Raw genomic sequence first — 11,174 nt, 5'->3', positions numbered from 1 at the left:
CCGTCACGTACGCACCTAGCATCAAGTGAGCGGGGCACAACGCTGAGGGCCCTGCACCGAATTTTCAATGATGAGAAGAGGAACACCATGCGCCAGATCCGCGCATTGCGAGTCGCCGCCGTCGCCGCTGGCATCGCCCTGATGGCCACCGGCTGCGGTGCCACAGGTAAGTCCACCGGTTCTGAAAGCACCGGCGCAGCAGGACCCATCACGGGACTCCAGATCATGGTGCCGAACACTCCCGGTGGTGGCTACGACACCACGGCACGTGCCGCCGCGAAGGTCCTGGATGACGAGAAGATCTCCACCAACACCGAGGTGTTCAACCTGGCGGGCGCCGGTGGCACTGTTGGCCTGGCCCGCATCGTCAATGAAAAGGGGAACGGCGACCTCACCATGCTCATGGGCCTGGGTGTTGTTGGAGCCAGCTACACCAACAAGTCCGAGTCCAAGCTGACTGAGACCACACCGTTGGCCAAGCTCATCGAGGAACCGGGCGCCATCATGGTCGGCAAGGACTCCCCGTACAAAACCATCGACGACCTGGTGACCGCGTGGAAGGCCAACCCGGGTTCCATCTCGGTTGGCGGTGGCTCCTCGCCGGGCGGCCCGGACCACCTCCTGCCCATGCAGTTGGCCGGTGCTGTCGGCATCGACGCCACCAAGGTCAACTTCGTGTCTTACGACGGCGGTGGCGACCTCCTCCCAGCCATCCTCGGCAACAAGCTCGGTTTCGCAGCTTCAGGTGCCGGTGAGTACTTGCAGCAGATCAAGTCCGGCGAGATCCGTGTCCTGGCGACCAGTGGCGAGAACCGTCTTGAAGGCGTGGACGCACCCACGCTGAAGGAATCCAACATTGACCTGATCTTCACCAACTGGCGCGGCATCGTGGCTCCTCCGGGCATCAGCGACGAGGACAAGAAGTCCCTCATTGCCGCCCTTGAGAAGATGCACGCCTCCGCTGGCTGGAAGGAAGCGCTCAAGACCCACAGCTGGTCCGATGCCTTTGTTACCGGCGATGAATTCCAGACGTTCCTGACTGACCAGGACAAGCGGGTGGCGGACGTCCTGAGCAAGCTCGGGTTGGCGTGAGCTCCTTAGCCACAGGCCTGAAAGGCCGCGCCGAGCTGGGGGTCTCCCTCCTGCTCGGCGTGGTCGGCATCCTGGTTTTCCTGGACGCGAACGGCCTGGTCACCCCGTACTCGCAGTCGGACCCGGTGGGTCCCAAGACCGTCCCGTTCATTGTTTCCGGACTACTGATTGTCTGCGCCGTCCTCCTCGCCATCAACGTCCTCCGCGGCGGCAAGGGCGAAGCCGAAGGTGGCGAAGACGTTGACCTGGCCCACCCGGCCGACTGGAAAACAGTCCTCCCACTGGCCGGAGCTTTCATCCTGAACGTCCTGCTCATCGACTGGGCCGGCTGGGTCATCTCCGGAACCATCCTGTTCTGGGGCAGCGTGTTGGCTCTTGGCAGCCGCCGCTACATCCGGGACGGCCTGATCTCCATAGCCCTGTCCCTGCTGACCTTCTACGGCTTCTACCTCGGCCTGGGCATCGCACTGCCGGCCGGGCTCCTGGAAGGAATCCTCTAATGGACGTCTGGTCCTCTTTGATGGACGGTTTCGCCACCGCCCTGACCCCCATGAACCTCCTGTTCGCCGTCATCGGCGTGCTCCTGGGCACCGCCGTCGGCGTCCTTCCCGGGCTTGGCCCGGCCATGACCGTAGCGTTGCTGCTCCCAGTCACCGCCGCGTTGGAACCCACCAGTGCGTTCATCATGTTCGCCGGTATCTACTACGGCGGCATGTTCGGCGGTTCCACTACCTCGATCCTCCTGAACACTCCGGGTGAATCGTCGTCGGTGGTGACGGCCATCGAAGGCAACAAGATGGCCAAAGCGGGCAGGGCGGCACAAGCCCTGGCCACCGCCGCCATTGGTTCCTTCATCGCCGGCACCATCGGCACCGCGTTGCTCGCCGTCTTCGCACCCATCGTGGTGCAGTTCGCCGTCAGCCTTGGCGCTCCGAGCTACTTTGCGATCATGATCCTCGCTTTGCTGGCCGTCACTGCGGTGCTTGGTTCGTCCAGGCTCCGCGGCTTTGCCTCTCTGGCTTTGGGCCTGGCGATCGGGCTGGTGGGTATCGACTCCGTTACCGGCCAACGCCGCCTGACGTTCGGCCAGCCTTTGCTGGTGGACGGCCTGGACATCGTGGTGGTCGCCGTCGCGATCTTCGCCGTCGGTGAAGCCCTCTGGGTTGCTGCCCACCTGCGCCGCACACCGCTCCATGTCATTCCGGTAGGCCGTCCGTGGATGGGCAAGAAGGACTGGTCCCGTTCCTGGAAGCCGTGGCTCCGTGGTACGGCATTCGGCTTCCCGTTCGGAGCCCTGCCCGCCGGCGGTGCCGAGATCCCAACGTTCCTTTCCTACGTCACCGAGAAGCGCCTGACCAAGCACCCTGAGGAATTCGGCAAGGGAGCCATCGAGGGTGTCGCCGGACCCGAAGCGGCCAACAACGCTGCGGCTGCGGGGACGCTGACCCCGATGCTTGCCCTGGGCCTGCCCACCAACGCCACCGCCGCCGTCATGCTCGCTGCCTTCACGTCCTACGGCATCCAGCCGGGCCCCCAGTTGTTCTCAAGCCAGGGTCCCCTGGTGTGGGCATTGATCGCCAGCCTCTTCATCGGCAACTTCCTGCTCCTGCTGATCAATCTTCCACTGGCACCGGTCTGGGCCAAGCTGCTGCAGCTCCCCCGCCCGTACCTGTACGCGGGCATCCTGTTCTTCGCCACCCTGGGCGCGTACTCCGTCAACCTGCAGGCTTTTGATCTGGTGATCCTGCTGGTGCTGGGCGCACTCGGCTTCATGATGCGGCGCTTCGGGCTGCCCGTCCTGCCGTTGATCCTCGGAGTCATTCTGGGACCGCGCATTGAAGGCCAGCTCCGCAAGACCCTGCAGCTGAGCGCCGGCGACCCCGCGGGCCTCTTCAGTGAGCCAATCGCGATCGTGGTCTACATCATCGTGGCGCTCATTCTGGCCTGGCCGCTGATCTTCAAGCTCATCCGGCGCAATCGTCCAGCGAAGAAGCCGCTGCTCCCGGCCAATTCAGGAGCTGCCGACTACAGCGACTGACCACTCCCACCCAGGCATTTTCAGCACAACAAGGAGAAACCATGACCATCGTGGTGGGATACGTCCCCACACCAGAAGGCGAAGCGGCGCTGACGCAGGCCATCGCCGAGGCCAAGAAGAGCAACGACACCCTCCTGGTCATCAATTCCTCCAAGGGCGACGCCCTGGTGGACAACCGCTACGCCCAGGAACCGGACATCCAAAGCATCGAGGAACGCCTTGCCGATCAGGGCATCCAGCACATCATCAAGCAGCCGGTCCGCGGCCATGACGCGGCCGCGGAAGTCCTGGACGCCGCCGACGAGAACGATGCCCAGCTCATCGTCATCGGCCTCCGCCGCCGCAGCCCGGTAGGCAAGCTCATCATGGGCAGCGTTTCCCAGCGCATCCTCCTGGAAGCGGACTGCCCGGTCCTTGCGGTCAAGGCGGACTAGGAGTTTTCGTACAGCCAATGCCCTCAAGGTGCGTTCTTAGGGGCATTAGCTGTACAAAAACGCACGACGGCGGCTGGTCGCCCTTGGTGACCAGCCGCCGTCGTACTTAAAGCCGCGCCTTCCTTTCCGGGCCTTAGGGTGTGGGCCGGATTGCCGTGTCCGGGCTGTAGGACGTAATGGTGGTTGCGGATCCGCTGTCGAGCACCTTTGAATGGGTGGTGGATCCGTCAAGAACCACGTGCTGGGTGGCAACGTTGCTGACCACGTGGTTGGTGGCTATGACATTGCCATCCCCTCCCGCGATCAGGATGATGGTTGGCTGGGCGCCTGCGGGGACAACCTTGTTCGGTGGGACGTCATAGGCGAAGAGGTTGTTTGAAATGAGGTTGTTGTCTCCCAGCGTATGGAGGACGCCGTAGAGGTCGTCCAGACCGTTTGTGCGATTGATAAACGGGGGGAACCCCTCGGTGCCCCTGCGGAAGTGATTGGACGTGATGAGGTTTTCCTTGCATCCATTCAGCAGGCGCATCATGCCAGGATAGAAGCCCTGAAACCGGTTCGACGATACGGAGCAGCGGTTACAGCCATTGAACTCGATGAGGCTTCGTCCTCGCGGGAAGAAGTTGTTCCCCGTGACAAGCAGGCCCTCGTGGTTTTCGGCCAGAAGCGTCACACCCTCGGGGCCTGCACCCATCAGGTTGTCGCTGACGATCGTTGCCTGCCCGGCACCAGTTAGTTCGACGCAGTTTCCGCACTCGGCGATCATGTTGTCGTGGATCCGGAGGGCATCTGCGCCGCGAACTATCAGGGCATGCTCAAGGTAGACAAACCCCATCCCGGTGATATGGATGGAGTCATTGTCGGATGCGACCTCAATGCCCGTTTTCCCGTTCCTGTAGCTGTTCCCGTCCGGGATGAAATTGACCCCGTCCAGGCAGAAGTCTCTAAACACGATTCCGGACAGGCGCGGACTGCCGCCCCGACGCACGAGGAATGCCTGTTGTGCGGAAGTCGGCGTCAGGACCCGGATGTGGCTGCCGCCCGGCTGGAGGTTCAACCATCCCGCAGGGTCCACGTTGTCCTTAATGCTGCGGGAGAAGAAGCCATGGCCGAAGCCCGCGATGGTGAGGTAATCCACGTCCACCACCACCTGGGTGCGAAGGTCGTAGTCCCCTGGGGGAATGATCACCACGGCTCCCGGCCTGGTGTCCGGCGTCGTTTGGCGCTTTTTGATATCGGCAATGATGTCGTTGATGACGGCGCCGATATCCGACTCAGCTGTGACCTGGGGCTGGCCCTTGATCCGCCAAGCTGTGACGTCATAGGTGTTCGGCGAGTTGAAGTTGCCGGCTTTCGCATCCTGCGCAGCTTCAGCTTTCGGGGACATTCCCAGACTTAGCGCGGCCGCCAGCGTGCCCACGGCTCCAGCGCCGACGAGCATCCGACGACTGGTGTTTTTCACGTCAAGCGTCTCGTCAATTTCCATAGGGGTCTCCTGCCAGTCCTTGTTCATTGGGTCTTGCTTGATTGGCCCCGCCCCATTGGCCCGGACTCCCGCGTCCGGGCAATGGCTTAGTGAGCGTGGCTTCCATGCCAAAATGCCAAATCGTTTTATCGGGAGCTGGAACAAACAGTAAGTGGCGCCGAACAACACTGTCAACGACAAAATCCGGGGAGTAATTTTGGCAAGACCGCGCACCGCAAGTGACCCTTGACACTCTCCAACTTCCAGACCTAGAGTGTTGCCAAGTCGTTTTGGCAAAACGATTTTTCAAGCCAAAGACGTGTCATCCCCATCTCTCTGCAATTTCCGTTCAAGAGAAAGTGAGTCGACAGCGATGTCCACTCGAAACACCATCTCCAAGCTCGTCACCCTCGGCGGGCTGTGCACCGCCGTCGCACTCGTTGCCACCGGTTGTGGCGCCGGCGGTCCCGCACCATCCTCAGGCGGTTCGGGCGGCTCCAGCTCCATCAACGTCCTGGTTGAAGCCGGCGGCCACGCCGAACTGACAGGCGTAGCCGAGCAGTGCAAGAAGGACGCCGGCATCGACGTGAACTTCGTCGAACTCCCCTACGACGGCATGTTCAACCGCCTCTCCAGCGAGTTCTCCTCCGGCAACGTCTCCTTCGATGTCGCCGCACTCGACTCCGTATGGCTTCCCAGCTTCAAGGACGCCGTGCAGCCCATGGACGAACTCTTCACGGACGACGTCAAGAAGGACATCTTCCCGGCCCTCGTCAAGGAAGCCAACGTGGATGGCCACTTCATCGGCATGCCGGCCTGGACCAATGCCGAGATCATCCTGTACCGCAAGGACCTGTTTGAGGACGCCAAGAACAAGGCTGACTTCCAAGCCAAGTACGGTTACGAGCTCGCCGCCCCCAAGACGTGGAAGCAGTACCAGGACGTTTCCGAGTTCTTCACCAAGGATGGAATGTACGGCACGGACGTCAAGGGCGCCGTGGAAACCGAATGGCTGGCCCACGTCCTCCAGGCCGGCTCTCCGATGGTCCTGGACAAGGACAACAACGTGGTCATCGACAACGCCGCCCACAAGGAAGCCCTGGACTTCTACGTAAGCCTGGCCAAAGACGCCCCAAGTGGTGCAGCACAGGTTGACTGGGCAGCAGCACAGAACCTGTTCAACCAGGGCAAGACCGCCATGACCCGCTTCTGGGCCCACGCCTACCGCCAGATTCCCGCCGATGCTCCGGTGGCAGGAAAGGTGGGAGCCGCAGCAATGATTGGCGGCAGCGCCGGCGTCGCAGGCGTTCCGGGCCCGTGGTACCTGTCCGTTCCCAAGGCAACCAAGAACACGGACGCTGCCAAGAAGTTCGTCAAGTGCGCCTATGACTACAACGACAAGGGAATCGAATCCAAGCTCGGTTTGGCCTCCCGGATCAGCGCCTTCCAGAAGTACCAGGACCAGCCCGGTTACGAGAGCTTCAAGCCGCTGATCGAGACCCTCAACGGCCAGGCCACGGCCACCCGGCCCGCCACCGCCAAGTGGCAGCAGATCGTTGATACCGTCCTGATCCCGTTGCTGCAGAAGGCCGTGGCCGGTGGCGACACCTCCGCCCTCTTGGCCGATGCCAAGAAGCAGATCCAGGACCTCCTGAAGTAGAACTCCGTGGCCGGCACCGTTAGTAACTGAATGACAGTGCCGGCCACGGTCCCAACCAGCAGAAAAGAAATACCGTGCGTATCTCCGATCGCCGCTTCGCTCTCTATCTGATGACGCCCGCGGCACTGTTCCTGGCCGTATTCGTGGCCTACCCCCTCTTCCGCCTGGTGGCAGACAGCTTCTTCAAGATCTCCCCCATCGCCGGCGGGCCCCGCGATTTTGTGGGGTTCCAAAACTACGTCACCGCCTTCACCTCCGAGGCCTTCACCAGCGCCGGATGGCGTACGTTCGCCTACACCTTGGTGGTGGTGACCCTCGAATTCGCGCTCGGCCTGGGCATGGCACTGCTGTTCACCACATTGGGCAAGAAATCCCAGATTTGGCGGACCGTCTTCCTCTACCCGTTGATGATCGCCCCGATCGTGGCGGGCCTGCTGTGGAAGTTCCTGATGATCGACAACTTCGGCCTGATCGGAACGCTCCTCCACCAGGCAGGGATCCTTTCGGACCCCAACCAGATCGGCTGGTTGTCCGACCCCAACATCGTGCTGTTCTCGGTAGCCATCCCGGACATCTGGCTCACCACGTCCTTCATGTGCTTGGTGCTCTTCGCAGGCCTCCAGAACATCCCCGGCGATCTGATTGAGGCCGCCCGCCTGGATGGTGCACGGGCTCCGGCACTCCTGTTCCGGATCATCCTTCCCCTGCTTCGCCCAGTGATCGCCGTTGCACTGGTGGTCCGCGGAATCGATGCAGCCAGGGCCTTTGACACCATCCTCATCCAGACCAACGGCGGACCGCAGTCAGCCTCCGAAACCATGAGCCTGTTGATCTACCGCACCATGATCCGCTTCGGCGACCCCGGCCTGGCCAGTGCCATGGGCACGATCTACCTTCTGGCAATGCTCGCCATTGCCTTTGTTGCAGTAACCACCATCTGGCGGCCAGGAAAGGACAACTGATGAGCACCACAAGCGTCACCACCACAGCCAGCCTGCCGTCGTCGGACTTCCCTGAAGCGCAGCCGCTGCGCCAGCGGCGCGGGGCCAACCGTGAAGGCCTCGAAGCCGGCCGGCGCAGCACCCGGACCATCCTGTGGATCCTGCTGGCAGTGGCCATGGTCCTCTACGGTTTCCCGTTCCTGTACCTGCTGTTCACGTCCTTCAAGACGCCGATCGACACCATCGCCGTCCCACCGACCATCCTTCCCAGGGAATGGACGCTGGAGAACTACACCAACGCCTTGGGCCGGAGCGGGGTGTTGGCATCCTTCATCAACAGCATCCAGACCGCCGTCATCAGCACCCTGCTATCGCTGGTTCTGGCCGTTCCGGCCGCCTACGGCATTACCCGCTACAAGACCCCCAGCGGCCAGGTATTCATCATGGCTGCACTGGTGACCCGCATGGTTCCACCGGTGGCCATCGGCATTCCGCTGGCGTCGATGATGGCCTCCGTGGGCTTGTCCGATACCCCGATCGCCCTCTCCATTGCCCACACCACCATCTCGCTGCCGCTCTCCATTTGGCTGATGTGCAGCTTCTTCGAATCCGTCCCCCGGGACCTTGAAGAGGCCGCAACCGTGGACGGCTGCAGCAGGCTGGGCGCCCTGTGGCGGGTGGTGATCCCGGTGGTATCAGGCGGCATCGCGGTCACAGCGATCTTTGCCTTCCTGGCTTCCTGGAACGAGTTCCTGTTCGCGCTTCTCATGACGGCCATCCGTTCGCAGACCACCCCCGTGGTGATTGCGAACTTCCAGACCCAGTTCGGCCTGGATTGGGGATCCATGACGGCCCTTGCCGCCGTGTACTCGATCCCGGTCATCCTGCTGACACTGTTGCTGCAGCGCAAGATCGTGGCCGGCATGACGCTCGGTGCGGTCAAAGGCTAAGAGAGGAATCCATGTCACACAGCAACTACTACGACGTCACCACCTGGCCGGTCGGCAACCCGTCCGAGGACATCGGTGAAGTCATCAACAGCATCATCGCGGACATCAAGGACCGCCAGACGGCCACGGATGAGAACGACGGCGGCAAGCCGGGGGCGGTGATCTACCTTCCGCCCGGGGACTATCACCTTCGCACCCAGGTGCTGATCGACATCAGCTTCCTCAGGATCCAAGGCTCGGGCCACGGCTTCACGTCCTCAAGCATCCGTTTCAACGTGCCCAAGGACGAATGGGCCGGCCTGCACGAATTGTGGCCCGGCGGGAGCCGGGTGATTGTCGATCTTCCCCCCGGCGCAGCCGGCGACTCCACGGGCGCCGCTTTCCTCATCGAGCGGGAAGGGAGCCCGCGGATCAGCTCGGTGGAGTTCTCCAACTTCTGCATCGACGGACTGCACTTCATCCCGGACGGTTCAGAGCTGCCCGCGGAGAACAGCTATGTCAACGGCAAGACCGGAATCTACGTGGCGAGCGCCAATGATTCCTTCCGCATCAATGGGATGGGATTCATCTACCTCGAGAACGCGCTCACCATCCACAAAGCGGACGCTCTCTCCATTCACGACAACTTCATTGCCGAATGCGGGAGCTGCATCGAACTCCGTGGCTGGGGGCAGGCGTCAAAGATCACCGACAACCTGATCGGGGCCGGCTTCAAGGGGCATTCGATCTATGCCGAGAACCACGGCGGCCTTCTGATTACTGCCAACAACATCTTTCCCCGCGGGGCAAGCAGCATCCATTTCGACGGGGTAACGCGTTCAAGCGTTTCCAACAACCGCTTGCACTCGTTCTACCCGGGGATGGTGATCCTTGCCGGGAACAGTTCGGAGAACCTTGTGGCCACCAACCATTTCCTGCGGGACCACGAACCGTGGACCCCCTTCCTGGGAGTCGACAACGGGCGCAACGACCTCTTCGGGCTCCTCCGTGTCAGCGGCAACAACAACTCCGTGATCGGCAACCACTTCTCCGAGGTCCTGGACGCCAGGGGCGTCCGGCCGACAGGGGCGGCCCCTGTCATCGTGCGCTTGGTGGAGGGAGCAGGCAACTTCGTGTCCAACAACCACGTGGTGGCCCTCGACGTTCGCGCAGAATCAAGCGACTCGTGCTTCGCTGCCCAAGTGGATGCGTTGTTGACCACCGGGGCTTCGGACGGCCTGGCCGTGACAACGGTCCTTGTTGAGTCCGGCTCTGCCCGGAACACGATCCTGGACTCCGGAAATGACGCCCAAGTAATCGCAGACAGGAGGGCCAACGCGGTGAGGGCAACCCCGACCATCAGCTTCGAGCCGGAAGGAGCCGTCCGATCAGGCCAGACCGTGGAAATTCCTCGATAGCCTACTGGGACGGGTACGCGAACGTAGGATCAGCAACACAACATCAAAACCATGAGGACGTGGGACAAGCAATGACCAAAAGACCTGTAGGTATCAAAGACGTGGCCGCCGCTGCCGGTGTCTCTGTCACCACCGTCTCCCATGTCCTCAATGACGTTGCTTATGCCCGCGTAGGCACCGAAACCAGGGAACGGGTCCACGAGGTGGCCCAGCGTCTGGGCTACGGACCAAACCGCCTGGCCCAGGCCTTGCGCACCCAACGTTCCGGCATGATCGGGTTCATCAGCGAGGAAATCGCCACCACCCCGCATGCAGGCCGGATCATCCTTGGAGCCGAGGAAACAGCAAGGGCCCGGGGGTACAACATCATGATCATCAACTCCACCAGCACCGGTTCCCAGGACTCGCGCGAAAGCGACGTTGCAGATCTGTTGGACCGCCAGGTGGACGGCATCCTGTACGCCACCATGTACCACCGGAAGCTGTCCGTCCCCAGGAACCTGTCGGGTGTTCCGGCAGTCCTTGTGGACTCCGAGGACATCAGCAACTCGGTCTCCTCGGTCATCCCCGACGAAGCCGGGGGCGCACGGCTCGCGGTGCAAACGCTGATCGACGCCGGCCACACGCGCATTGGAATGATCAACAACACCGACGACGTACCCGCAACACACTCACGGCTCAAGGCATTCCAGGACACGCTGGCCGACGCCGGGCTGACGTTCCATGAAGAGTTGGTCCACTCGGAAATTTCCGAGGTACCCGGCGGCTACCAAGCTGCACTGCGGGTACTGAAATCCCCCAACCGTCCCACGGCCATCTTCTGCTACAACGACCGCATGGCCATGGGTGCCTACAGGGCGGCGGCGAAACTTGGGCTGCGGATACCCGAGGACATCTCCATCGTAGGTTTCGACAACCAACAGCTCATCGCCGAAAACCTCTACCCTGCCCTCACAACAGTGGCTCTTCCGCACTATGAAATGGGTGCCTGGGCAACAAAGAACCTGATCGACGCCATCGAGGGCAAGACGGACCTGCAGCAGTTCACTGCGCAGCCCACCATCCTCCCCTGCCCCATGGTGCTTCGGGAATCCGTTGCCGCACCACCCTCCAACAGCCACAGCCGTGGCACAGATCTTTCCGCACGCACCACCACCTGACTTCACTGGCGTCCGACACCGTTCGCCACCAGACCAA

General features: G+C 62.0%; 10 protein-coding genes. 9 read left to right on the top strand and 1 reads right to left on the bottom strand.

The genetic code is table 11. The features are described from left to right. Nucleotides 1-87 precede the first annotated feature (87 nt). From FQP90_RS11320 to FQP90_RS11305, 4 genes are read left to right on the top strand one after another with little or no spacing between them, the layout of a single operon-like run. Nucleotides 88-1,092 (top strand): Bug family tripartite tricarboxylate transporter substrate binding protein, encoded by a 1,005-nt coding sequence (locus FQP90_RS11320; protein ID WP_144650226.1) that lies wholly within the window; start codon nt 88-90, stop codon nt 1,090-1,092. Beyond that, complete coding sequence (locus tag FQP90_RS11315) at nt 1,089-1,592, top strand: tripartite tricarboxylate transporter TctB family protein (protein ID WP_144650224.1); 504 nt, start codon at nt 1,089-1,091, stop codon at nt 1,590-1,592. Before FQP90_RS11320 ends, FQP90_RS11315 begins: the two co-directional genes overlap by 4 nt. Beyond that, the gene (locus FQP90_RS11310) at nt 1,592-3,130 is read left to right on the top strand and encodes a tripartite tricarboxylate transporter permease (RefSeq protein ID WP_144650222.1); all 1,539 of its coding nucleotides are present in this window, start codon (nt 1,592-1,594) and stop codon (nt 3,128-3,130) included. Before FQP90_RS11315 ends, FQP90_RS11310 begins: the two co-directional genes overlap by 1 nt. A 41-nt stretch (nt 3,131-3,171) precedes the next feature. Beyond that, the gene (locus FQP90_RS11305; RefSeq protein ID WP_144650220.1) at nt 3,172-3,564 is read left to right on the top strand and encodes a universal stress protein; all 393 of its coding nucleotides are present in this window, start codon (nt 3,172-3,174) and stop codon (nt 3,562-3,564) included. A 133-nt stretch (nt 3,565-3,697) separates the two neighbouring features. On the opposite strand, the gene FQP90_RS11300 is transcribed toward FQP90_RS11305, so the two are convergent. Further along, the gene (locus FQP90_RS11300) at nt 3,698-5,050 is read right to left on the bottom strand and encodes a NosD domain-containing protein (protein WP_144650218.1); all 1,353 of its coding nucleotides are present in this window, start codon (nt 5,048-5,050) and stop codon (nt 3,698-3,700) included. A gap of 352 nt (nt 5,051-5,402) precedes the next feature. On the opposite strand from FQP90_RS11300, the gene FQP90_RS11295 reads away from it, so the two are divergent. The 5 genes from FQP90_RS11295 to FQP90_RS11275 all read left to right on the top strand — a co-directional run bounded on the left by FQP90_RS11295 (nt 5,403) and on the right by FQP90_RS11275 (nt 11,137). Then, entirely contained in the window at nt 5,403-6,689 is a 1,287-nt protein-coding gene (locus FQP90_RS11295; protein WP_144650216.1) for an ABC transporter substrate-binding protein, read from the top strand. Nucleotides 6,690-6,763: 74 nt separating this feature from the next. Then, nucleotides 6,764-7,651, top strand: coding sequence for a carbohydrate ABC transporter permease (locus FQP90_RS11290; RefSeq protein WP_144650214.1), 888 nt, complete (start codon nt 6,764-6,766; stop codon nt 7,649-7,651). Beyond that, entirely contained in the window at nt 7,651-8,580 is a 930-nt protein-coding gene (locus FQP90_RS11285) for a carbohydrate ABC transporter permease (protein WP_244296707.1), read from the top strand. The genes FQP90_RS11290 and FQP90_RS11285 overlap by 1 nt, the downstream gene beginning before the upstream one ends. Nucleotides 8,581-8,591: 11 nt before the next feature. Beyond that, nucleotides 8,592-9,977, top strand: coding sequence for a NosD domain-containing protein (locus tag FQP90_RS11280; RefSeq protein ID WP_144650212.1), 1,386 nt, complete (start codon nt 8,592-8,594; stop codon nt 9,975-9,977). 71 nt (nt 9,978-10,048) lie between these two features. After that, nucleotides 10,049-11,137, top strand: a complete 1,089-nt coding sequence (locus FQP90_RS11275; protein WP_144650210.1) for a LacI family DNA-binding transcriptional regulator — start codon at nt 10,049-10,051, stop codon at nt 11,135-11,137. Nucleotides 11,138-11,174: the final 37 nt, after the last annotated feature.

Origin of the sequence: Paenarthrobacter nitroguajacolicus, assembly GCF_007786235.1 — a bacterium.
GTDB classification, from domain to species: domain Bacteria; phylum Actinomycetota; class Actinomycetes; order Actinomycetales; family Micrococcaceae; genus Arthrobacter; species Arthrobacter nitroguajacolicus_A.
This window is presented reverse-complemented; position numbering and strand designations above follow the sequence as displayed.